The organism is Burkholderia sp. AU38729 (genome assembly GCF_020419725.1).
Classification (GTDB): Bacteria; Pseudomonadota; Gammaproteobacteria; order Burkholderiales; family Burkholderiaceae; genus Burkholderia.
In genome coordinates, this window is record NZ_JAIZQO010000003.1 from 134,766 (window position 1) to 158,138 (window position 23,373).

The window sequence follows — 23,373 nt, forward strand, 5'->3', positions numbered from 1 at the left end:
GCGCTGCCGATGCGCCGATACGAAAACCGCCCGGCCGAGCGCCGGGCGGTTTTTTTTCGTCCGCCGTTGCGCGGGTGAGCGCCGTTACCAGCTGTAGCGGTAGCCGACCTGCCCGACGATGCCGCGCCGGTAGTCGCCGCCGATGTTGCGCGCGATCTTCGCGTTCGCGTACAGCTCGCCCGACTTGCCGAAGCCCGCGGTCACGCCGACGCCGAGTTCGTACCACGTGCGGCCGAGATGCGTCGCGAACGGCGTGCCGCCGACGACGGTCTGGCCCGGCGACACGAAGTCGTGCAGCACGTCGGCCGTGAAGTACGGCGTGGCGGCGCCGCCGCCCGAATCCGACTGGAGGTTCGGCCGGAAGATGCGCACGCCGACGCGGCCGCGCAGTGCGTTCGTCGTCGTACCCGATACCGCCGAGACGTTGTCGTTGAACCCGTTCAGCTTCAGGTACTGGTACATCAGCTGCGCCTGCGGCTCGACCGCGACCGGCAGCGCGCCGATCGCGAACGGCTTGCCGACTTCCTGCGACAGCGCGATGCCGAAGCCGTTCTGCGACGCCTCGTTGCCATAGCTGTCGCGGTAGCGGTTGCCGTAGTGCGTGACCTGCCCGACGCTGTCGAAGTACGTGCCGTCGGACAGGTACTTCGTCCAGTAGCCGCCGATGCTCTGCGCATGCATCTCGACCGAGCCCGTCGACGTCGACAGGTTGGCCGTATCGGCGCGCGCCATGTCGCTGAAGCTCGCGTTCGACACGCCGATGCTGGCCGTCACGCCCGCATGCGTGCTGCCGCCGTTCGGCGCCTGGTCGAGCGTCCAGTCCTTGCCGAACTGCGCGAAGAACGTACGCTCGTCGGCCGCGAAGCGCCCCGCGTTCGCGTCGAGGCTCTGGCCGCCGATGCGCCCCCACACGCCGTCGCGATTTCCCGGCTGCTGCTTTTCGAGGGTGTAGATGTCGCCGACGCGCTCGTGCAGCTTGCCGAGCGTGGAGAAGCCGTAGTCGGCGTTGAGCAGCGGCGTGAGGGCATAGCCCGACACGCCAGGGCGATACGCGAGCGTGCCACCGTTGCCATTCCCGTTGTTGCTGCCGTCACCGCCGCCGGACGGGTGGATCGGGTCGCCGGGGTCCGACGGATCGAGTTGCGACCGCAGGTACCAGCCGTTCGCGTCACCTTGGCCGCCGCGATAGAGCCGGTATTCGTACGCGCCCGCCTGCACGGGGCCCGCGAGCTGGAACGCCGACGCGGTGGTCGTACCGCCGTTGGCCGTGACGACCACCGGAATCCCGTCGCCCTTCGTCTGCGCGCCGGTGCCGGCCGTGTTGGCGATCTTCAGGCCCGTCGTGCCGCTCGCGGCGCCGCCGTTCACGATCACCCGATCGGTCGGCGAGGCGTCGGCGCCGAGGAACGTATTGAGCGCGATCGTGCCGCCGTTGCCGACGTAGCTGCCGGTCGTCAGCGTCTTGTAGCTGCCCGCGAGCGTCGGCGAACCGGTCGGTGCGGAGAATGCGACGAGGCCCGCGTTGTTCAGGCTGCTCAGCACCGAGCTGCCCGTCATGCGCCACGTGCTGGTGTTGTCGACGGTCAGTGCGACCGGATCGATCTTGCCGGTCAGCGTCGTGCCGTTCGCGAGGAACACGTTGCCGGTGCTCGACGTGTCGGAGACGATGTCGCCGGCCAGATTCACGGCCGATGCGGTGAAGGTGGCGTGGCTGCCGTTCGACAGGTCGAGCAGCGTGCCGTTGCCGGCCGTCACGACCGTGCCGTTGCGCACGGCGATGTCGGCCGTGCCGCCGCGCACGGCGAAGGCCGGCCCGGTGGCGGACGTGACGCTGCCGCCATCGACGAGCACCGAGCTCGTCGCGCCGTTTGCGAGCGTATCGGACGTCAGCACGCCGGCCGTCGCGCCTTTGAGCGTCGTGCCGGTCAACGCGAGCACGCCGCCGCTGTCGGCGGTGGCGCCGGTGCCGGCGGCGCTGGCGATCGTCGAGCCCGTATCGCCGATGCGGCCGCCGTTTTGCGCGACGAGGCCGTCGGACGTCGCGCCCGACGTGGTGATCTTCGCGCCCGACAGCAGCGCGGTCGCGCCGCCGGTCGTCACGATCGCGGCCGAACCCGCGCCGGTCGTCGCGACGGTCGTACCGTTGGCCGCCAGCGTCGAATCCGCCCCCGACACGAAGAAGCCACGCGCGTTGTCGCCGGTGGTCCGGACGACGGTCGCCGCATCGGTCGCGATGTGCGCGCCGGCCCCCGTCGACGACAGGCCGTCGGCGCCACTGCCGGTCGTGCCGATCTGCGTGCCGGCCAGCGCGACCGTCGCGTTCGTCCCCTGGTTGTCGATCCCCTTGCCCGAGCCGCCGACCGCGATCGATGTCGCGCCGGCCGCGAGCCCGCCGCCCGTGACGGTCGAGTCGATCAGCACGCCGTCGGCGCTGCCGTTCGAGATCACGGTGCCGGCGCCCGACAGCGCGACCGATGCGCCGGTGCCCGTCAGGTGGACGCCCGCGATGCCGTCGTCGGCTTCGATCGAACCGGCGTTGGCGAGCGTCGCCGATGCACCCTGCACGAGCGCGCCGGTGCCGTTGGATACGCGGATCGTCGACGCGTTGTTCACCGTGCCGAGCGCGCCGATCACGACGCCGGTCGAGCCGGCGCCCGTCAGCAGCACCGTGTCGCGGTTCTCGAGCGTGCCGAGGTTCTGCGCGACGAAGCCGGTCACGCCGGCCGTCGATGACGTGACGGCGGCGTGGTTGGTGAGCGTCGTCGCGACCGGTGCGCCGGCATTGGCGCCGGCGAGATCGTGCGCCTGGCCGTCGACGACGCCGGCGATCGCACCGGCCGCGTTCAGGTTGATCGTCGCGCCCGCGTCGATCGTGCCTTGCGCGCCGCCTTCGACCGCGATCGCGATGCCGTTCGCGCCGTTGACGTTGTAGATCGCGTTGCCGGTCGACAGCACGGTGCCGGCGTCGGTCGCGAGCACGCCGTGCGCACGCTGGCCGTTGACGTCGGTCGTCAGCGCGCCGGCCGTCGACGTGCCCGTGTAGGCTGCGCCGCCCGCGACGCGGAACAGCGTCGAATCGTCGGTGTCGACGCTGAGGTGCTGCGCGGCGACGTTGATCTTCGAGCCCGCGCCATACGCGTAGAAGCCGATCTGGTTGGTGCCCGACATGAAGGCCGGCACGGCGTTTGCGCCGACGTTGATCGTCGCGCCCGAGCGTGCATGCACGCCGATCGCGCCGGTGCCCGTCAGGTTGAGCGCGCCGTTGAGCGTGGCCGTGGCGCTCGGCCCTTCGGCCCACACGCCGTAGTTGCGCGTGCCGGAGGCCGGATCGAGGCCGCCGGCGACGTCGATCGTGCCGCTCGACAGCGCGGACGTTGCCTGCGCACCGGTGCCGACCACCATGATGCCGATGCCGTTGACGCCGTTCAGCGTGATGGTGCCGGTGTTGGTCACGGTCGCCGCCGTGTCGGCCGCGAGCATGCCGACGTTGGCGAGCGGCGTGCCGGACGCCGCGCCGTTGACGATGATCGCGCCCGCGTTGGTCAGCGTGCCGGACGCCGAGCCGATGCTCGCCAGCGCGGCGCCGTTCTGCGTCTGCGAGCCGATCACGATCGTGCCGAGGTTGCTCGCGGTGCCGGAATTGCCGAGCAGGATGCCGTAAGCGTGCGCGGCGAGTGCGACGTCGCTTGCCGTTCCGCCGGGCGTGTACTGCGCCGAGCGGCCGAGGGTGATCGTGCCGCCCGCTTCGTTCGTGAAGCTGCCGCCATCGACGAGGCCGCCGATCACCTGGCTGTCGAGCGTCGTTGCATTGACGCCGACGTTGATCGTGCCGGCGTTCGATGCCGTCGCACCGCCTGTCACGGCGACCGCGTAGTTCTGCAGGTCCGGCCGGTTGCCGTCGAGCGTCCATGCGCCGACGTTCATCACGCCGTGGTTGACGAACGACGTGCCCGTGCCGTTCGCAAATACGCCGTTGCCTTCGGTGTACGCGTGGTAGTTGAAGTTGTTCGGCGGCGTGCTGCCGCTCGTGTCGAAGTCGTCGCCGGACGCGTACCCGGACGAGATCACGCCGTTGTTGACGCCGCTTGCGCCGCTCAGCAGGCGCACCAGCGTGAAGTCGCCCGACAGGCGCCCGTCGTTGATGAAGTGCGCGCCGTTTTCCGCGAGGACGGCCGAGCTCGAGTCGATCGTGTTGACGCCGCGGAAGTCGATCTGGCCGTCCTTGCCGATCTGCAGTGTCGCGTTCGCGCCCGTACCGTGCATCGCCGACAGGAAACCGATCGGCAGCGTGTTCTTGTCGCCCGGGGACACGTTGTTCTGATACTGGAAGGATTGCTGCGAGAACGTGACGGCCTGGCTGAACGCACTGTCGTAGGCGGCCTGCGAACCGAGCGCGCCGCTTTGCACCGAGCGCACGAGAAAGTCGTTGTACGCGGCGAGCGATGCGGCGTCGGTGACCTTCCACGTGCTGCCGTCGAATGCGGTGAAGGTACCCGCGTAGGCCGGCACGTCGAGCTGACGGCTGCCGACGGCGCCGCCGTCCGCCAGGTAGTCGCCGGTGGTGAACCGGATCTGGTTGCGTGAGTTCCAGGTGACGGTGCTTTTCGCGGCGCCCGTGCCGTCCGCGAAGGTCAGGTCGGTCTGCTTCGCGGCCATCTCGATCGCGTTGCCGGCTGCATCGGGCGCGTTCGCCGCATTGCCGATCGACACGTTGAGCGTGCCGCCGGTGGCGGCGACGGTGCCGATGCGCGTGTTCACGTACTGATCGCCGTTCACGTCGTGGTAGACGGGTACCGCGGTCGTGCCGGCCGTCGACGCGGCGAACGCGGACGAGTCGTAGGTCGCGACCGACGTGTGGGTGCCGGTGATCGAGTCGGGTGTGCTGACGCTGCGCGTCTTGCCGCCGAGCGACAGCAGCGGCTGGTTCGGGTTGCCCGACACGATGGTCGTGCTGCCGATCGGCGTAAGCGTGTAGCCCGGGTCGCCGCCGGCGCCGGTCCATGCGCCCGACACGCCGACGGTGTCGCCGCCCGAGACGGTGGCGGAGCCTGCCAGGTTGTCGTTGACGGTCGGGCTGAAACTGCCGGGCGCGCAGGTGCCGCCGCTCGCGACGGCCGTGCCGCTGCCGCACGTCGATGCATACGCGGAGCCGGCCGACAGCGCGGCCAGCGCGGCGCCGACTGCCGCGATGCGAAGCGATGCCCGGTGCGTCGCCGCGGGCGCGGCGCGGCGGCTCGTGCCGGATGCGCCGCCCGAACGCTTGCCGCGCGCCCGTGCGGTTTCCGCGGCCGCAATCCAGCAGCCGGTGGCCTCGTTCCATATCGATCGAAATGAATGATTCACGACAAGCCCCTATCTCTTGTTTTGATGTGGTTTTCACCATGGCGCAGTGAAATCGCAATCCGCGGTGGAGAATGGCGTGTAATGGGGGCGGCGGCCGTGGCCGTTTCTCCGCGAATCGCAATTCGTTACACCGAGGATGGGGCGGAGTCTATTGGCCGTGCGGGCGATGGATTGTCGGGAAGCTAACAAATGCGGCAATCATGTCGATTTCATCCGGTATTTCAGGATTGTGTGATGAATCGAACTGAAAGCCTTATCGGGTAAGGGGCGGGTGGATTCTGGCGATGCGAGTCAGCGATTGCCGGCTCGGTAAGGTGGCGCACGTTTTACGCCAGACCGGTGCGTTAAAATGCCTCCGCCCGGATTATATGCTTGCCCGAAGTATATTAGTTCTCGCCTTTTAATTTCTTTCGTTTGAAAATAAATTAAATCAAACGAATATGGTATGGCAGTGTTTCGATATGCCGGACTTTAGTCCCGATGAAGGGAGATCGGTGCGGGGAGGGCCATTTACGCCGATAGCGAACGTCGCCGAATCGCCTGCGTACCAAGTCACCGCCGCGATCCGACGCGGCGCGCCGCCGACTTGCCGCACAGCGGCGAAAACGTGAAGGGAAGAGGGCGCGGGCGCCGGGCTCAGAAGTCGATCGCGTCGTCGGAATCGACTTCGGCGGCGGCGGCGAGCACCTCGCGCGTGTCGCGCGGCGCCGATGCCGACGCGTCGAGCGACGGATTGCGCAACTTCTCGAGCACGCGTTCCGGCACCGGGATCCGCATCCGCGCGGCGACGTCGCCGCACTGGAACATGATCAGCTCGCCCGGCTCGAACGCGGTCCAGACTTCGTTGTCGGTGAGCGGCTGCGTCGCGATCACCGCGACGCGATCCTCGGGCGTCGTGTATTTCGCGAAGTCGATCGACAGATCTTCGTCGACGAGGTGCGCGGTCGAGAACGGCCAGCGCCGCACGAGGTAGTGCAGCCGCGTCGAGCAATGCGCGAACAGCGCCTGGCCGTTCGACATCAGGAAGTTGAACACGCCGTGATCGGTGATGCCGCGCGTCAGCTCGCCGACGCGCTCGAACAGTTCGGGCAACGGCGGCTGCGCGCCGGGGAACGCTTCACGCAGCCCCTGCATCAGCACGCAGAACGCCTGTTCGCTGTCGGTCGTGCCGACCGGATGGTAGACGCTGCCGTCCATGTCCGGTGCGTAGTCCTGCAGGTCGCCGTTGTGCGCGAAGATCCAGTGCCGGCCCCACAGCTCGCGCATGAACGGATGGCTGTTCTCGAGCAGGATGTGGCCTTGCGTCGCCTTGCGGATGTGCGCGATCGTGTTCTTGGACTTGATCGGGTAGCGCTTCACCATTTCGGCGATCGGCGACGTGGCCGAGGCTTGGTGATCGATGAACAGGCGGCAGGCCTTGTCTTCGAAGAACGCGATGCCCCAGCCGTCGGCATGGTGATCGGTGAGCCCGCCCCGGGCCGCGAAACCTGTGAAGGAGAATGTGACGTCCGTCGGCGCGGCGCAGTTCATTCCTAAGAGTTGGCACATTTTACTTGGGGCGGCAGGCTGAGGCGGGGGGTAACGAACCGGGCGAACCCCGGTACAATGCGGCTTCTAGCATATCACCGAGCCCTGAGCGGTAAAAAGCGGATTCCGCCGGCCGAAGGCCCCGTGTTGCGGTTTGCCGTCAGTCGGCCCGCGCACGCGCGTTCCGGCCCCGCCGATGGCCAGCCCGTTCCTCACGACGCCTCCTATGACTGCCTCGAACGCTTCCTCCCCGGCGACGCTCTCGCTCGCCCGTCCCGACGACTGGCACCTTCACCTGCGCGACGGCGACATGCTGGCCGCCGTGCTGCCGCACACCGCGCGCCAGTTCGGCCGCGCCATCGTCATGCCGAACCTGAAGCCGCCGGTGACGACCACCGCGCAGGCGCAGGCCTATCGCGAGCGCATCCTGGCCGCGCTGCCGGCCGGAATGACGTTCGAACCGCTGATGACGCTGTACCTGACCGACAACACGCCGCCCGACGAGATCCGCCGCGCACGCGAAAGCGGCTTCGTGCACGGCGTGAAGCTGTATCCGGCGGGCGCGACGACGAATTCCGACCACGGCGTCACCGATCTCGCGAAATGCGCGAAGACGCTCGAGGCGATGCAGGAAACCGGCATGCCGCTGCTCGTGCACGGCGAGGTGACCGATGCGTCGATCGACCTGTTCGACCGCGAGAAGGTCTTCATCGACCGCGTGATGACGCCGCTGCGCCGCGATTTCCCGGGCCTGAAGGTCGTGTTCGAGCACATCACGACGAAGGACGCGGCCGACTACGTGCGCGACGCCGACGCGGCGCCCGGCCTGCTCGGCGCGACGATCACCGCGCATCACCTGCTGTACAACCGCAACGCGCTGTTCGTCGGCGGGATTCGCCCGCACTACTACTGCCTGCCGGTGCTGAAACGCGAGACGCATCGCGTCGCGCTGGTCGAGGCCGCGACGTCGGGCAACCCGCGCTTCTTCCTGGGCACCGACAGCGCACCGCACGCGCGCGACGCGAAGGAAACCGCGTGCGGCTGCGCGGGCTGCTACACGGCGCTGCACGCGCTCGAACTGTATGCGGAAGCGTTCGACACCGCCGGCGCGCTCGACAAGCTGGAAGGCTTCGCGAGCTTCTTCGGCGCCGATTTCTACGGGCTGCCGCGCAGCGCCGAGACGGTCACGCTGCGTCGCGAGGCATGGGAACTGCCGCGCGAGATCTTCGCGGGCGATACGCCCGTCGTGCCGCTGCGCGGCGGCGAGACGATCGGCTGGAAGCTGGCGTAAGCCACCGCGCCGTCGCGCGAACCCGGCCCCATGCGCCCCGCGGCGCGCAGTGCTAGAATGCGCGTCGCAAAGCAGGCCAGGCAGTCGCGGCCTCGCCGCCTTCGGGCGCGCGGGGGCGAGGAAAGTCCGGACTCCACAGGGCAGGGTGATGGCTAACGGCCATCCGTGGCGACACGCGGAACAGGGCAACAGAAAGCAAACCGCCGATGGCCCGGCGCAAGTCGGGATCAGGTAAGGGTGAAACGGTGCGGTAAGAGCGCACCGCGGCGACGGCGACGTTCGCCGGCACGGTAACCTCCACCCGGAGCAATTCCAAGTAGGCAGGCGCGCATTTTCGGATGCAGGACGGGGCCCCCGTCTCGTCTGCGGGTAGGAAGCTTGAGCGCGTCAGCAATGGCGCGCCTAGAGGAATGGCTGCCACGCGTTGCGTGCTTCGGCGCGCAGCGTGCACAGAATCCGGCTTATCGGCCTGCTTTGCGGTTCGAATGCGAAAGGGCCGGCGTCTCCCCGCGGAGCGCCGGCCCTTTTTTCATGCGCGCTCGCCGTGCGTTCAGCCGGCGACGATGTCGAACGAATGCGTGAGTTCGGCCGTCTTCGCGATCATGATCGACGCGGAGCAATACTTGTCGTGCGACAGGTTGATCGCGCGTTCGACCGTGGACGGGTTCAGGTTGCGCCCGGTGACGGTGAAGTGGAAGTGCACCTTCGTGAACACCTTCGGATCTTCGCTCGCGCGCTCGGCCTTCAGCGTGACCGAGCAGCCGCTCACTTCCTGGCGGCTCTTCTTCAAGATCAGCACGACGTCATAGGCCGTGCAGCCGCCGGTGCCGAGCAGCACCATTTCCATCGGGCGCGGCGCGAGGTTGTGGCCGCCGCCTTCGGGCGCGCCATCCATCGTGACGAGGTGGCCGCTGCCGGTCTCTGCGGAAAACGCCATGCCGTCCTGGCCCATCCAGCTTACTTTGCATTCCATGCTTGCACTCCAGCGTTGCCTGATTCGGATTCGATCCGGCATTGTAGCCCGCTGCGCAACGGACGGCTGATGCGCTGCACGACGCGCAATGCCGGCGCCACGCGAGCGGCCCGCCCGACGGCCACTTCCCGCTCGGATTTAGGGGTTTCGCTCTAGAAGCGGGGCGTTTTCGAGCCTGCCAGACGGGATCAGGTGATTGATTTCAAAGGGGAAAATGGAATTTTCAAACGCGACATGAAATATTCCGCATTATGGTGTTTGATTTCGTAATGCAAATTTTCTTGTGAAGTCGGCGACGCGTTCGTATAATGAGCCTCATTGGTTGTCGCGCTGCGGCAACCTCCGAATGTCTCCTCCACCCTCCTCCTATGGTGGATTAAGCCCGAACCAGCCGTTCGGGCTTTTTTTCGTCCCATGCAAACATCGGCGCGCGGCTTGCGCGCCCCGGCATCCCGGCATCGTTACGCAGGCTGCTTTGCGTCCGACTGTGACGTCGCGCCGCCGGACGGCGTGCCGGGTGAGCGTGCATCAGGTGCCGGCACGTGGACGGCCGACGCGTGGCCGTGCCCGCGCGCGCAGAAGTGGCGGACGCGTTCGCGCACCGCGCGCAGGCGGGCGACGCGATCCTCGGCATGGGCGGCGCGGGCTTCCGTAATGCGGGTATCGAGTGCGTCGAGCTTGGCTTCGCAGTCGGTGCGGGCGGCGACGGCAGGCGCTGCGGCGGCCAGCAGTGCGGCCGCAAGGAAGGGCGTAAGTCGTTGATTCATCATGCTTGTTTGTTGTTTTCCAGATTCGGCCGGTCTGGCGCGGGAGGGTCATGTGCCGCGCGTCGATGGGTGCCTCCCCGGGCGCTCGGTTCGCCTGGCTTGTCGGGGCACGAACGGATTTTGGCCCATTTCGGCCGCCGTGGACACGGGGAGTGGATTCCCTTTGACCGCGTTGCCGTATTTCCTTTATAATTCAGGGCTTTTCCGCATTCATGCCCACGGAAAAAGAACAGGGAGAGCCTGCACCGCGCCTCGAAGCGCACACAGACAAGCAGGAAGAACACATCGGGCTAAGCAATTTTTTTGGATCGATCATGAAGACGTTTTCCGCAAAAGCCCATGAGGTGACGCGCGAATGGTACGTGATTGACGCGACGGATAAGGTTCTCGGCCGTGTTGCCAGCGAAGTGGCACGCCGTCTGCGCGGCAAGCACAAGCCTGAGTTCACCCCGCACGTCGACACTGGTGATTTCATCATCATCATCAACGCAAGCAAGTTGAAGGTCACGGGCAACAAGACTCTCGACAAGAAGTACTACCGTCACTCGGGCTACCCGGGCGGTATCTATGAAACGACGTTCGGCAAGATGCAAGAACGCTTCCCGGGCCGCGCGCTCGAGAAAGCGGTCAAGGGCATGCTGCCGAAGGGCCCGCTCGGCTACGCGATGATCAAGAAGCTGAAGGTCTACGCTGAAGCTACGCATCCGCATTCGGCGCAACAGCCGAAGGCGCTCGAGATCTAAGGGGAGCCCACATGATCGGTAACTGGAACTACGGTACGGGCCGCCGCAAGAGCGCAGTCGCACGTGTCTTCATCAAGGCTGGCAAGGGCGACATCATCGTCAACGGCAAGCCCATCGCTGACTACTTCTCGCGCGAAACGTCGCTGATGATCGTGCGTCAACCGCTGGAACTCACGAACCACGGCCAGACGTTCGACATCAAGGTCAACGTCAACGGCGGCGGCGAAACGGGTCAGGCAGGTGCAGTGCGCCACGGCATCACCCGTGCACTGATCGACTACGATGCGACGCTGAAGCCGTCGCTGTCGAACGCAGGCTTCGTCACGCGCGATGCACGTGAAGTCGAGCGTAAGAAGGTTGGTCTGCGCAAGGCACGTCGCGCAAAGCAGTTCTCGAAGCGTTAATTCCGCTTCATGGCCTCGCCGCTCCCGGGCGGCGTCCGCCGGAAAAACCGCCAGCGTTTGCGCTGGCGGTTTTTTTATGTCCGCTTCCAGGCGCGTGCTGCCGCGGCCCGCGCGGGCGAGTTTGATGAAATCGACAAGAACCTATTGATTTCATGGACTTCAGCACGATCTTCTGATCGGCCCTACAATAGCGGCTAAAGCTTTTTGGAGAGTTCGCAATGAACGCTGTTACCGAATCCGCAGCAACGACGGCCGAAATGCCGGTTCCGTTCGTCTTCACCGACGCCGCAGCCGACAAGGTCAAGCAACTGATCGACGAAGAGGGCAATCCCGACCTGAAGCTGCGCGTGTTCGTGCAGGGCGGCGGCTGCTCCGGCTTCCAGTATGGCTTCACGTTCGACGAGGAAGTCAACGAGGACGACACCGTGATGAACAAGAACGGCGTCCAGCTCCTGATCGACTCGATGAGCTACCAGTACCTGGTCGGCGCCGAGATCGACTACAAGGACGACCTCAACGGCGCCCAGTTCGTGATCAAGAACCCGAACGCGAGCACCACCTGCGGGTGCGGCTCGTCGTTCTCGGTCTGAGCACACGGCAGATCCGATCCGGTTCGCCAGAATGAAAAACGGGGCTTCATGCCCCGTTTTTTAATGCCCGTGCGCCTTGACGATGCGGCGCCCGCCGTGCGGCAGGCGCAGCGTCAGCGCGGATAGAGCGCGCCCAGCACGCGATTGCCGGCTGCGCCCGTGACCGTCGCGAGATTGCCGGGCTGGCGCGCGGTGAAGCGGTACGCGAGCCACGCGAAGGCGAGCGCCTCGACCTGCTGCGGCGGCACGCCGAGCGCGGCCGTCGTATCGACCGTGGCCGGCACGCCGGCCTCGCGGAGTGCATTCCGGAGCGCGTCGAGCAGCACCGGATTGCGTGCGCCGCCGCCGCAGACGAACACGGCCTTGCAGCCCGCTGCGTGCTGCGCGATCTCGCGCGCGACCGACACGGCCGTGAGCGCGGTAAGGGTCGCCTGCACGTCATCCGGCGTGACCTGCGCGAACGCGGCGAGCTTCGCGTCGAGCCATGCGGGATTGAACAGGTCGCGCCCGGTGCTTTTCGGCGGCGGTGCGGCGAAATACGGCTCGTCGAGCAGCGCATCGAGCAGCAGCGCGTGGACGGTGCCGCGCGCGGCGAACTTACCGCCGTCGTCGTACGGCTTGCCGAGATGGCGGGTTGCCCATTCGTCGAGCAGCGCGTTCGCGGGGCCGCAGTCGAAGCCACGCACGTCGCCGCCTTCGCCAGGCAGGATCGTGATGTTGCTGATCCCGCCGAGATTGCAGACGACGCGCGTTTCACCCGGCGCGCCGAACACCGTCGCGTGGAAGGCCGGCGCGAGCGGCGCGCCATGGCCGCCCGCGGCGACGTCGCGGCTGCGGAAATCGGCGATCACGTCGAGCTGGGTCAGCTCGGCGAGCAGCGCCGGGTTGTTGATCTGCCGCGTATAGCCGCGCTCGGGGCGATGGCGCACGGTCTGGCCGTGCACGCCGATCGCGCGGATCTCGTCACGCGACAGCCCGGCCGTGCGCTGCAACTCGTGGCAGCACACCGCATAGCGCGCGACCAGCGCGTTCGCGGCGACCGATTCGCGGTCGATTTCATCGTGGCCGGGCTGCTGCAGCGCGAACAGCGCGTCGCGCAGCGATTGCGCGAAGCCGACGAACGCTTCCGCGAGCACGACCGGCGCACGGCCGGCCTCGAAACGCACGGCGACGCCATCGACGCCGTCCATGCTGGTTCCCGACATCAGCCCGAAGTAGATGCCGTCGGCCGGATGGGCATGTTGCGGCTGTCGTTGCGGCACGTTGGGTTCTCCTGGATCGTGCGGCGCGGGCCGGTGCCGCGCGCCTTGCGCCCGATTATCCGCGCAACGTGACGTGCCGTTAAGCGATGGGCGCGCAAGTTATGGGAAAATCCCTGTTTTTGCGACATTCTTCCTGGCACCGATGAGCACCGAACCCAGTTCCAAGCCTGTTTTCCCGATCACCGACGAAGTCCGGCATGCGCTCGCCGTCACGAAGCGCGGCGTCGACGAGCTGCTGGTCGAGGAAGAGTTCGCGCAGAAGCTCGCACGCAGCGCGGCGACGGGCACGCCGCTTCGCATCAAGCTCGGCCTCGACCCGACCGCGCCCGACATCCACATCGGCCATACGGTCGTGCTGAACAAGATGCGCCAGCTGCAGGACCTCGGCCACACGGTCATCTTCCTGATCGGCGATTTCACGTCGCTGATCGGCGATCCGTCGGGCCGCAACGCGACGCGCCCGCCGCTCACGCGCGAACAGATCGAGTCGAACGCGAAGACCTACTTCGAGCAGGCCGCGCTCGTGCTCGACCGCGACAAGACCGAAATCCGCTACAACAGCGAATGGTCGATGCCGCTCGGCGCGGACGGGATGATCAAGCTCGCGTCGCGCTACACGGTCGCGCGGATCCTCGAGCGCGAGGATTTCACGAAGCGCTTCCAGGGCGGCGTGCCGATCTCGATCCACGAATTCCTGTACCCGTTGATGCAGGGCTACGACTCGGTCGCGCTGAACGCCGACCTCGAGCTCGGCGGCACCGACCAGAAATTCAACCTGCTGGTCGGCCGCGAACTGCAGAAGCAGTATGGCCAGGAACAGCAGTGCATTCTCACGATGCCGCTGCTCGAAGGCCTCGACGGCGTCGAGAAGATGTCGAAGTCGAAGGGCAACTACGTCGGCATCAGCGAGCAGCCGAACGACATGTTCGGCAAGCTGATGAGCATCTCGGACACGCTGATGTGGCGTTACTTCGAGCTGCTGTCGTTCCGTCCGATGGACGAGATCGACGGCTTCAAGCGCGAGATCGAAGGCGGCCGCAACCCGCGCGACTTCAAGGTGCTGCTCGCGCAGGAAATCGTCGCGCGCTTCCACTCGCAGGCCGACGCCGAGCGTGCGCTCGAGGACTTCAACCACCGCGCGAAGGGCGGCGTGCCGGACGACATTCCGTCGGTCACGCTCGCGGGCGCGCCGCTCGCGATCGGCCAGCTGCTGAAGCAGGCCGGCCTCGTGCCGTCGACGAGCGAGGCGCTGCGCAACATCGAGCAGGGCGGCGTGAAGATCGATGGCGCGACCGTGTCGGACAAGGGCCTGAAGGTCGAAGCCGGCGAGTTCGTCGTGCAGGTCGGCAAGCGCCGCTTCGCACGCGTCACGCTGACCGCATGATCGCGCTGATCCAGCGTGTGAAGCGCGCCGACGTGCGCGTCGGCGATCGCACGACGGGCGAAATCGGCGCGGGCCTGCTCGCGCTGGTCTGCGCGGAGCGCGGCGACACCGACGCAGCGGCCGACAAGCTGCTCGCGAAGATGCTCGGCTACCGCGTGTTCAGCGACGCCGCCGGCAAGATGAACCTGCCGGTGTCGAATATCGACGGTGAGGGCCGTGCGGGCGGCCTGCTGCTCGTGTCGCAGTTCACGCTGGCGGCCGATACCAACAGCGGGCTGCGTCCGAGCTTCACGCCGGCCGCGCCGCCCGACGAAGGCGCGCGGCTGTTCAACTATTTCGTGGCGGCCGCGCGGGTGCGCCATCCGGTCGTCGAGACGGGCGAGTTCGGCGCCGACATGCAGGTGTCGCTCGTCAACGACGGCCCCGTGACCTTCTGGCTGCAAGTGCGGCCCTGATTCTTCCCCGGAGACGCGCCGCGATGGCCACCACGCAGATTCTTTTCATCCGCCATGGCGAGACGGCCTGGAATCGCATCAAGCGCATCCAGGGTCATATCGACATCCCGCTGGCCGAAACGGGCCTCGAGCAGGCACAAAAGCTGGCCGCACGGCTCGCGCGCGACGCGCGTGACGGTGCACGGCTCGACGCGATCTATTCGAGCGACCTGATGCGTGCGCGGCAGACCGCGCAGCCGTTCGCCGACGCGCTCGGGCTTGCGCCGCGGCTGCGGGAAGGGCTGCGCGAACGCTCGTACGGCCAGTTTCAGGGGCACGACAGCGCCGAGATCGAGACGCTGTTCCCCGACGCGTACGCGGCCTGGCAGACGCGCGACCCCGGCTTCGCGCCGGAGGGCGGCGAGTCGCAGCGCGAGTTCTACCACCGCGTGCTGCATGCGCTCGAACCGATCGTCGCCGAGCATCCGGGGGGCCGGATCGCGTGCGTCGCGCATGGCGGCGTGCTCGACTGCGTCTATCGTTTCGCGAACGGCATCGAGCTGTCGGCGCCGCGCAATTATCAGCTGCTCAACACGAGCATCAACGTCGTCGATTACGTCGATGGCCGCGCGCAGGTCGTGCAGTGGGCCGACGTGTCGCACCTGGACGCCACGAGCGACGACGACGGGTACCGCAAGGTGCTCTGAGCCACCAGGCCCGCCCGGCATCGCCGGCCGGGACTTCCTTCCTGCGTGGTGCCGGCTGCTTACTGCGGCAGCGCGTGGCGCGTCTTGTAGTCGAGCGCGTACGCGATCTTGCCGGGCTTGTCCGCCGTGATCGGCTGGCGCAGCTTGTCGAATTCCCCCTTGTTGTATTTCTTCCCGCCGTTGATCGTGTCCGCGCGCCCGAGGTCGGCGCCCGTCTTGCCGTCGATCACCGGGTCCGTGGCCGCGACCATGCGCGTCGACGCATTCCAGACCGCGTTCAGATAGCCGGTGTCGGCCTTTGCCGGATCCGGGTCGGTTGTGCCGGCGCGCGTCAGGTCATAGCCGGCGAGCGCGAACGTGCCCGGTTGCGCGCGCAGCCAGTCGGCCCAGTAGAACTCGAGATAGTCGGTGGCTTGTGCGGGCTTGCTGTAGCCGATGTCGCGCGTGAAATAGACGAGCGAGCGGTAGCGGTCGTTCGTCATCCCGAGTTTCAGGCCGAGCCCGGTCGGCAGTTGCGCGGTCGTGATCGCCTTGCCTTCTCCGTTCTTGAGGCGCAGATAGCCGCGGCTCTGCATCTGCTGCCAGAACGCGTCGCCCGAGTAGTCGCTGAGGTTGTCCTTGACGACGACGTGCACGTGCAGCGCCGGGCCACCGTCGGGCGTCTCGTAGTAGGCCGACAGGCCGTGGTGGCCGTCGGTCAGGTACAGCGCATCGCCGTTCGGGCCGATCACGACCGGGTTCAGCACCGAGCGGTCGCGGGCGTTCGCGTCGGTCGTCGTGCATGTGTAGCTCGCGGGTTCGCGCAGCACCGACTTGGCCGTGTAGCCGCTCGACGCGACGCCGCCGAGGCCTTCGTCCGCGCAGAAGTCGTCGAATTTCTTGTCGGGCTGCAGTTCGTAGCGGCCGAGCTTGTAATAGATCTGGTCGTAGCCGATCGCACCTTGCGTCGGATGGAGGTCGCCCAGCGTCACGTCGATCAGGTCGCTCGCGCGCGCGGCCTTCCACTTGCCCGGTTGCGGCGTGACGGTGGCGGGCGGCGTCGGGGCAGGCGTGGTCGGGGTGCCGACGGACGGCGTTTGCGCGTCCGAACGCGCGACGGCGGTGACATCGTCGCCTCCGCAGGCGGTGAGGGCGAAGACGGTGGACAGGCTGGCGGCAAGGGCGAATCGGATCGGCAGGCGTGGCATCGCGGGCATCGGGTGTCGGTCGGGTGGGCGGGACACCGCGCGGGTCACGGCAAGCGGGACGTACGGCACGTGCGACCGTGCGCGGGTGCAAGCCCGTCAGCTTGTCACAGATATTTGACAGTAAATTGAAATGATAAGAAGAAGCGAATCGTCAGGCAGGCGGGGTGCCGTCGGGCGGTGTCGCTGTGGCGCGGCGGCGCGCACGTTTTGATGCGCCGTTCACGAGCGCCCAGCGCAGCACGGGCGCGACGACCCGGATACCCGGCCGGACCAGCGCACGGCGCAGCGGCGCGAACGCCGACACGCCGAGCATGCGTTGCGCCCACGGCGGCAGCAGGTCGATGCCTGCATGCATCACCAGCGACGCGGCCGGCCGCAGCGCGGGCTTCGCGACCGGCACGTTCAGCAGGATGGACATCACGTCGAACGTGCGCGGCCCGGCCTCGAGCTCGGGCTGCATGCGCGCGAGATAGGCGGCCACCTCGGCACGCGAACGGGGCACCTCGTGTGCGCCGAGCAGCTCGGCGACCAAGGCCGTTTCGGCGTAGTAGCGGTCCTGCAACGCGCCCGGCAGCGCGGGATTCACATAGCGCAGGTGCGCGGCGAGGAAACTCGACACTTCCGCGACATGCACCCAGGTCAGCAACGCCGGATCGTCGGCGCGGTATGGGCGGCCGTCCGGCGCGGTGCCCGAGATGTGCGCGTGGATCGATTTCACGCGCTCGATCAGCGCGAGGGCGTCCGCGCGACTGCCGAACGTCGTACCGGTGATGAACGTGGCGGTGCGTCGCAAGCGGCCGAGGATGTCGGTGCGGAACGACGAGTGATCCCAGACGCCTGCGAGCGCGAGCGGGTGGAGCGCCTGCAGCAGCAGCGCCGCGATGCCGCCCGTCATCATCGACGTGAAGTCGGCATGCACGCGCCAGCAGACGGCCTCGGGACCGAACAGCCCCGGGTCTCCCGGCGGTGAAGAGAGGTCGAGTGACGGGCCGCCGCCGCCCACGGTCAGGTGCGTGACGCCGGCCACGAGCCGCTTGCGGATCGGCTCGGCCCAGCGCGGGCCCGGTGCGGGTGCGGCGGGGCGGGAGCTGGGTGGCGTCGTCATGGTGGGGCGGCTCGGGCGACGGGTTACTTCCCGTCGGGGATATCCCACTCGCCGCGTTCGGTGCGGCCGGTGTCGGGCACGGAAAGCCCGAAGTGGCGATACGTGAGCAGCGTCGCGACGCGCCCGCGCGGCGTGCGCTGCAGGAAGCCCTGCTGGATCAGGTACGGCTCGAGTACGTCCTCGATCGTGTCGCGCTCTTCGCCGATCGCCGCCGCGAGGTTGTCGATGCCGACCGGGCCGCCGTCGAACTTGTACAGGATCGCCTCGAGCAGCTTGCGGTCCATCAGGTCGAAGCCGACCGGATCGACGTCGAGCATCGCGAGCGCGGCATCGGCGACGGCCGCGGTGATCTGGCCGTCGGCCTTCACTTCCGCGAAGTCACGCACGCGGCGCAGGAGCCGGTTCGCGATCCGCGGCGTGCCGCGCGAACGCTTCGCGATTTCGAGCGCGCCGTTCGGATCGATCTGCGCGTTCAGCAGCGATGCCGAACGCCGCACGATGCGCGACAGTTGATCGGCATCGTAGAACTCGAGGCGTGCGACGATCCCGAAACGATCGCGCAGCGGGTTGGTCAGCATCCCGGCGCGGGTGGTGGCGCCGACCAGCGTGAACGGCTGCAGGTCGAGCTTCACGCTGCGCGCGGCCGGGCCTTCGCCGATCATGATGTCGATCTGGTAATCCTCGAGTGCCGGATACAGGATTTCCTCGACGACCGGCGACAGCCGGTGGATCTCGTCGATGAACAGCACGTCGTTCGCTTCGAGGTTCGTCAGCAGCGCGGCGAGATCGCCCGCGCGCTCGAGCACGGGGCCCGACGTCTGGCGCAGGTTCACGCCCATCTCCCGCGCGATGATGTGCGCGAGCGTCGTCTTGCCGAGGCCCGGCGGCCCGAACAGCAGCACGTGGTCGAGCGGCTCGGAGCGGCGCTTGGCGGCTTCGATGAAGATCTCGAGCTGGCCGCGCACCTTTTCCTGGCCGACGTAGTCGTCGAGCTGGCGCGGCCGCAGCGCACGTTCGAACACCTCCTCGTGCGACGAGGCGGGCGTGGCGGCGATGATCCGCTGCTCGGTGGCGAGTTTGTCGGTTTCAATCATGCGGCCATTGTACCGCGCGCCGCAGTCCCGCCCACCTGGCCGAACGGCCGACTGGCGAGCGTCGCGCGGCTGCGCGACACTGGCTTCAACGCACCGCTCGGCAGCGCGTCACGCGGGCGTTAGACCTTCGACAGCGCCTTCAACGCGAGCTTGATGCCTTCGGATACGCCGGTGCCGGCCGGCACGTTCTTGATCGCGGCAAGCCCTTCCTTTTCGGAATAGCCGAGCGCGAGCAGCGCGTTGAGGATGTCGGTCGCGTGGTCGGACGGCGACGCGGCGCCGGCGAGCGCGCCGAGATCGGCGCCGAGCTTGCCCTTCAGTTCGAGCAGCAGGCGTTCGGCCGTCTTCTTGCCGATGCCGGGCAGGCGCGTGAGGCGCGCGGCGTCCTGCATCGTCACGGCCTGCGCGAGCTCCTGCACGCTCATGCCGGACAGCACGGCGAGCGCCATGCGCGCGCCGATGCCGGTGATCTTCAGCAGCTCGCGGAAGGTCGTGCGCTCCTGCGGCGTCAGGAAGCCGTACAGCAGGTGCGCGTCCTCGCGGACGATCTGCTGCGTGAGCAGCACGACGCGCTCGCCCGTTTGCGGCAGGTTGTAGAAGGTGCTCATCGGCACGTCGATCTCGTAGCCGACGCCGTTGCAGTCGACGAGCAGGTGGGGCGGGTTCTTTTCGAGCAGGATGCCGGCGATGCGACCGATCATGGATGGCTTGATGCGAGGAAGAAAGCGCGAGTGTAGCGCACGTGCGGCGCGATGCCGACGGGATCGGCCATCAGGCCGGGGCGGCGCGTGTCGCGGGCGCGTCGGGCGCGGGTAAAGCGATCAAGGTGGTCAGCGCAGCCAAGGTGGCCAACGCAGTCGAGCCGACGTGCCGGGCCGCGATGCGCGCCGCCGTCAGCCGACCAGCCGCCCGCGCCGCACGCGCAGCCCTTTCTTCGCGAGTGCCGGCGCGAGGCCGCCGAGCGTGCTGAGCGTATCGCCGCCGTGCGCGTGGCAGATCGCCATGCCGAGCGCGTCGGCCGCGTCGGAGCCCGGTTGGCCGGAGAGGTTGAGCAGCCGCGTGACCATTTCCTGCATCTGCGTCTTGGTCGCGCGGCCGTAGCCGACCACGGCCTGCTTGAGCTGCAGCGCCGTGTATTCGGCGACGGGCAGGCCGCCCGCGACGAGGCCGCAGATCGCGGCGCCGCGCGCCTGGCCGAGCAGCAGCGTCGACTGCGGGTTCACGTTGACGAACACCTTCTCGATCGCGGCCTGGTCGGGGGCGTGCTCGCGCACGATGGTCGAGACGCCCTGGAAGATCGTGCCGAGCCGGGTGGCCAGGTCGGCCGTCGGGGTGCGGATCACGCCGCTCGTGACATAGGCGAGCCGGTGGCCGCTGACGTCGATGACGCCGAAGCCGGTGACGCGCAGGCCGGGGTCGATGCCGAGAATTCGCATGAGTGAGGAGAGTGGCGTGATGCAGCGATACTACAACGATTGGTGCGGCAAGCCGGTCGCCCGGTCGTGCGCGAGGGCGCCGTGCAATAAAAAACCCGGCGGGTGCGATGCCGCCGGGTCGTCGTGCTGCGGCCGCGCGGGCCGCATGCGATCAGTGACGGAAGTGGCGCACGCCCGTCAGGACCATCGCGATGCCGTGCTCGTCGGCCGCCGCGATCACTTCGTCGTCGCGCATCGAGCCGCCCGGCTGGATCACGCAGGTCGCGCCGGCTGCCACGACGACGTCGAGGCCGTCGCGGAACGGGAAGAACGCATCCGATGCGACTGCCGAGCCGGCCAGCGTCAGGCCGGCGTTCTGCGCCTTGATGCTCGCGATGCGCGCGGAATCGACACGGCTCATCTGGCCTGCGCCGACGCCGAGCGTCATGCCGTTGCCGCAGAACACGATCGCGTTCGACTTCACGTACTTCGCGACGCGCCATGCGAACAGCAGGTCGTCCATTTCCTTAGCGGTGGGCTGGCGCTTCGTGACGACACGCAGCTCGCTCGGTTGCACGTTGCGCGAATCGAGCGACTGCACGAGCAGGCCGCCGCCCACGCGTTTCAGGTCGAATGCGTTATGGCCGTCGCCGAGCGCGATCTCGAGCAGGCGCACGTTCTGCTTCGCGGCGAACACCTGCTTCGCGGCGTCGGAGAACGACGGGGCGATCAGCACTTCGACGAACTGCTTCGCGACGGCCTGGGCAGCCGCTTCGTCGACTTCGCGGTTGAACGCGATGATGCCGCCGAATGCCGACGTCGGGTCGGTCTGGAATGCCTTCGCGTATGCGTCGGCCGAATCGTTGCCGACTGCGACGCCGCACGGGTTCGCGTGCTTGATGATCACGCAGGCCGGTGCGTCGAACGTCTTCACGCATTCCCACGCTGCGTCGGAATCGGCGATGTTGTTGTACGACAGTTCCTTGCCCTGCAGCTGGCGGTAGTTCGCCAGCGCGCCGGCCGGCGTCGCGAGGTCGCGGTAGAACGCGGCGCTCTGGTGCGGGTTCTCGCCGTAGCGCAGGTCCTGCACCTTGTCGAACGCCAGGTTCAGCGTGGCCGGGTACGCGTTGCGCGACGCGTGCTTCAGCTCGTCGGTCAGGCTCGTCAGGTAGTTCGTGATCGCGCCGTCGTATTGCGCGGTGTGCGCGAACACCTTCGTCGCGAGGCGGAAGTTGGTCGCGTAGCCGACCGCATTGCCGTTCGCCTTCATTTCATCGAGCACGACCGCGTAGTCGGCCGGATCGACGACGACCGTCACGTCGCGGTGGTTCTTCGCGGCCGAGCGCAGCATCGTCGGGCCGCCGATGTCGATGTTCTCGATCGCGTCGGCGAGCGTGCAGTCGTCCTTCGCGATCGTCGCGACGAACGGGTACAGGTTCACGACGAGCAGGTCGATCGTCGGGATGCCGTGCTGTTCCAGCGCCTGCATGTGCTCGGGCAGGTCGCGGCGGGCGAGGATGCCGCCGTGCACCTTCGGGTGGAGCGTCTTCACGCGCCCATCGAGCATTTCCGGGAAGCCCGTGTAATCGGCCACTTCGGTCACGGGCAGGCCGGCGTCGGCGAGGAGTTTCGCGGTGCCGCCCGTCGACAGCAGCTTGACGCCGAGGTCGGACAGCGACTTCGCGAAGTCGACGATGCCGGTCTTGTCGGAAACGGAAATGAGCGCTTGCTTGATCATGATGGAACCACCAATAGCCAGGGAAACGGGGACGGGACGGCTGCCTACAGCAGGCCGTGCTGCTGCAGCTTCTTGCGCAGCGTATTGCGATTGATGCCGAGGTACTCCGCGGCGAGCGACTGGTTGCCGCCGGCCTGTACGAGCACGACCTCGAGCATCGGCTTTTCGACGCAGGACATCACCATTTCATAGACGTCGTGCGGATTGGAGCCGTCTAGATCCCGGAAATACACGTCCAGGCTCTCGCGGACACATTGTTCGATGTTGTGCTTGCTCATGCTGCTAACTGGTTATGGTCGTCCGACTCGCCCTGGCCGTTTTCCTCTTCGTCATCGACGTAGACGAGGTGGTCCGACAGCGCCTTTTGCGCCTCGAAGAAGGCATTGACGGCGGCGAGCTGCTCGCGGGTGGAATCGAGCGTGTTCATCCTGTGCCGGAACCCGTTGGCACCGGAAAGGCCGCGAGTGTACCAGCCGATGTGCTTGCGCGCAGTACGGACTCCCGTGAATTCACCATAGAAAGCGTAGTGGTCTTCCAGGTGTTCGTTCATCACGTGCTGGATCTCGTCGATCCGCGGCGGGGGCAGCAGCTCGCCGGTTTGCAGGAAATGATCGATTTCGCGGAACAGCCACGGCCGACCTTGCGCGGCACGACCGATCATCAGCGCGTCGGCGCCGGTGGCGTCGAGCACGGCCTTCGCCTTCGCGGGCGACGTGATGTCGCCGTTCGCGACCACCGGAATCCGCACCGCCGCCTTTACGGCGGCGATGGTGTCGTATTCGGCGTCGCCGCGGTACAGGTCGGCGCGCGTGCGGCCGTGCACGGTGAGCATCGAGATGCCGGCCGCTTCGGCCAGGCGCGCAACCGTGATCGCGTTCTTGTGCTCGCGATCCCAGCCGGTGCGGATCTTCAGCGTGACGGGCACCGCATCGGGCCCCGTGCCGACCGCCGCGACGACGGCCTCGACGATGCGCTGCACGAGCGGCTCGTTCTGTAGCAGCGCGGAGCCGGCCGCGACGTTGCAGACCTTCTTCGCCGGGCAGCCCATGTTGATGTCGATGATCTGCGCGCCGTTGTCGACGTTGTAGCGGGCCGCTTCGGCCATCATCGCCGGATCGGCGCCGGCGATCTGGACCGCAATCGGTTCCACCTCGCCTTCGTGGTTCGCGCGCCGCATCGTCTTCGCGCTTTTCCACAGCTGCGCGTTGGACGCGACCATCTCGGACACGGCGTAACCGGCTCCCAGCCGCTTGCAGAGCTGGCGGAACGGACGATCCGTCACGCCGGCCATCGGGGCGACGAACAGGTTGTTACGCAATACGTGAGGGCCGATAACGGGCATCGCAATGGCACCGCCCGCGGCGGGCGCGGGCAGGGAAAGGGCAGACGGAAACGCGCATTTTACCGTA

Annotated in this window: 21 protein-coding genes and 1 other RNA gene; 9 read left to right on the plus strand and 13 right to left on the minus strand. The window is 67.4% G+C overall.

Translation table 11 applies throughout. From position 1 onward, the window contains the following. Positions 1–84 precede the first annotated feature (84 nt). Positions 85–5,343: an autotransporter outer membrane beta-barrel domain-containing protein gene (locus LGM56_RS09540; RefSeq protein ID WP_226204337.1), complete on the minus strand. Its 5,259-nt coding sequence runs from the start codon at positions 5,341–5,343 to the stop codon at positions 85–87. 636 nt (positions 5,344–5,979) lie between these two features. Further along, positions 5,980–6,891, minus strand: a complete 912-nt coding sequence (locus LGM56_RS09545) for a class II glutamine amidotransferase (RefSeq protein WP_089494096.1) — start codon at positions 6,889–6,891, stop codon at positions 5,980–5,982. A gap of 205 nt (positions 6,892–7,096) precedes the next feature. On the opposite strand from LGM56_RS09545, the gene pyrC reads away from it, so the two are divergent. Further along, on the plus strand, positions 7,097–8,161 hold the full coding sequence (gene pyrC / locus LGM56_RS09550) for a dihydroorotase (RefSeq protein WP_011350953.1): 1,065 nt from the start codon (positions 7,097–7,099) through the stop codon (positions 8,159–8,161). A gap of 68 nt (positions 8,162–8,229) precedes the next feature. After that, positions 8,230–8,641: RNase P RNA component class A (rnpB, locus tag LGM56_RS09555), an RNA gene on the plus strand. 70 nt (positions 8,642–8,711) lie between these two features. Here the strand turns inward: rnpB and LGM56_RS09560 are convergent. Then, positions 8,712–9,176 carry an OsmC family protein gene (locus LGM56_RS09560; protein WP_172625585.1) on the minus strand — a complete coding sequence of 155 codons (465 nt, stop codon included), beginning with the start codon at positions 9,174–9,176 and terminating at the stop codon, positions 8,712–8,714. 419 nt (positions 9,177–9,595) lie between these two features. Then, positions 9,596–9,904, minus strand: coding sequence for a DUF1090 family protein (locus LGM56_RS09565; RefSeq protein ID WP_089494097.1), 309 nt, complete (start codon positions 9,902–9,904; stop codon positions 9,596–9,598). 311 nt (positions 9,905–10,215) lie between these two features. Between LGM56_RS09565 and rplM the strand changes: the two genes are divergently transcribed. Genes rplM through erpA form a run of 4 tightly spaced genes read left to right on the plus strand, consistent with a single transcriptional unit; the run spans position 10,216 to position 11,638 of the window. Further along, on the plus strand, positions 10,216–10,644 hold the full coding sequence (gene rplM, locus LGM56_RS09570; RefSeq protein WP_009687896.1) for a 50S ribosomal protein L13: 429 nt from the start codon (positions 10,216–10,218) through the stop codon (positions 10,642–10,644). An 11-nt stretch (positions 10,645–10,655) separates the two neighbouring features. Then, entirely contained in the window at positions 10,656–11,048 is a 393-nt protein-coding gene (rpsI, locus tag LGM56_RS09575) for a 30S ribosomal protein S9 (RefSeq protein ID WP_011883283.1), read from the plus strand. Between the two features lie 9 nt (positions 11,049–11,057). Continuing rightward, on the plus strand, positions 11,058–11,246 hold the full coding sequence (locus tag LGM56_RS09580) for a hypothetical protein (RefSeq protein WP_226204339.1): 189 nt from the start codon (positions 11,058–11,060) through the stop codon (positions 11,244–11,246). 20 nt (positions 11,247–11,266) lie between these two features. Further along, on the plus strand, positions 11,267–11,638 hold the full coding sequence (gene erpA / locus LGM56_RS09585) for an iron-sulfur cluster insertion protein ErpA (RefSeq protein ID WP_011350956.1): 372 nt from the start codon (positions 11,267–11,269) through the stop codon (positions 11,636–11,638). 113 nt (positions 11,639–11,751) lie between these two features. Here erpA and LGM56_RS09590 read toward each other — a convergent pair whose 3' ends face one another. Further along, entirely contained in the window at positions 11,752–12,900 is a 1,149-nt protein-coding gene (locus LGM56_RS09590; protein ID WP_226204341.1) for an anhydro-N-acetylmuramic acid kinase, read from the minus strand. A 142-nt stretch (positions 12,901–13,042) separates the two neighbouring features. On the opposite strand from LGM56_RS09590, the gene tyrS reads away from it, so the two are divergent. From tyrS to LGM56_RS09605, 3 genes are read left to right on the plus strand one after another with little or no spacing between them, the layout of a single operon-like run. After that, complete coding sequence (gene tyrS, locus LGM56_RS09595; RefSeq protein WP_089439239.1) at positions 13,043–14,284, plus strand: tyrosine--tRNA ligase; 1,242 nt, start codon at positions 13,043–13,045, stop codon at positions 14,282–14,284. Next, positions 14,281–14,739, plus strand: a complete 459-nt coding sequence (gene dtd / locus LGM56_RS09600; RefSeq protein ID WP_089494099.1) for a D-aminoacyl-tRNA deacylase — start codon at positions 14,281–14,283, stop codon at positions 14,737–14,739. The genes tyrS and dtd overlap by 4 nt, the downstream gene beginning before the upstream one ends. Before the next feature lie 23 nt (positions 14,740–14,762). Then, positions 14,763–15,425: a histidine phosphatase family protein gene (locus LGM56_RS09605; RefSeq protein ID WP_089494100.1), complete on the plus strand. Its 663-nt coding sequence runs from the start codon at positions 14,763–14,765 to the stop codon at positions 15,423–15,425. 59 nt (positions 15,426–15,484) lie between these two features. On the opposite strand, the gene LGM56_RS09610 is transcribed toward LGM56_RS09605, so the two are convergent. From LGM56_RS09610 to dusB, 8 genes are all read right to left on the minus strand, one after another. Next, positions 15,485–16,612: a ParB/Srx family N-terminal domain-containing protein gene (locus tag LGM56_RS09610; protein ID WP_226204755.1), complete on the minus strand. Its 1,128-nt coding sequence runs from the start codon at positions 16,610–16,612 to the stop codon at positions 15,485–15,487. A gap of 151 nt (positions 16,613–16,763) precedes the next feature. After that, entirely contained in the window at positions 16,764–17,717 is a 954-nt protein-coding gene (locus LGM56_RS09615) for an oxygenase MpaB family protein (protein ID WP_089494101.1), read from the minus strand. Positions 17,718–17,740: 23 nt separating this feature from the next. Then, positions 17,741–18,811, minus strand: coding sequence for a Holliday junction branch migration DNA helicase RuvB (ruvB, locus tag LGM56_RS09620; RefSeq protein WP_089494102.1), 1,071 nt, complete (start codon positions 18,809–18,811; stop codon positions 17,741–17,743). 119 nt (positions 18,812–18,930) lie between these two features. Next, entirely contained in the window at positions 18,931–19,512 is a 582-nt protein-coding gene (ruvA, locus tag LGM56_RS09625; protein WP_014898064.1) for a Holliday junction branch migration protein RuvA, read from the minus strand. 192 nt (positions 19,513–19,704) lie between these two features. Further along, the gene (gene ruvC, locus LGM56_RS09630) at positions 19,705–20,247 is read right to left on the minus strand and encodes a crossover junction endodeoxyribonuclease RuvC (RefSeq protein ID WP_039361444.1); all 543 of its coding nucleotides are present in this window, start codon (positions 20,245–20,247) and stop codon (positions 19,705–19,707) included. Positions 20,248–20,398: 151 nt separating this feature from the next. Then, entirely contained in the window at positions 20,399–21,964 is a 1,566-nt protein-coding gene (gene purH / locus LGM56_RS09635) for a bifunctional phosphoribosylaminoimidazolecarboxamide formyltransferase/IMP cyclohydrolase (RefSeq protein ID WP_089460424.1), read from the minus strand. Positions 21,965–22,008: 44 nt separating this feature from the next. Further along, complete coding sequence (locus tag LGM56_RS09640) at positions 22,009–22,242, minus strand: Fis family transcriptional regulator (RefSeq protein WP_006476892.1); 234 nt, start codon at positions 22,240–22,242, stop codon at positions 22,009–22,011. Next, the gene (dusB, locus tag LGM56_RS09645) at positions 22,239–23,306 is read right to left on the minus strand and encodes a tRNA dihydrouridine synthase DusB (protein WP_006497523.1); all 1,068 of its coding nucleotides are present in this window, start codon (positions 23,304–23,306) and stop codon (positions 22,239–22,241) included. The genes LGM56_RS09640 and dusB overlap by 4 nt, the downstream gene beginning before the upstream one ends. Positions 23,307–23,373: the final 67 nt, after the last annotated feature.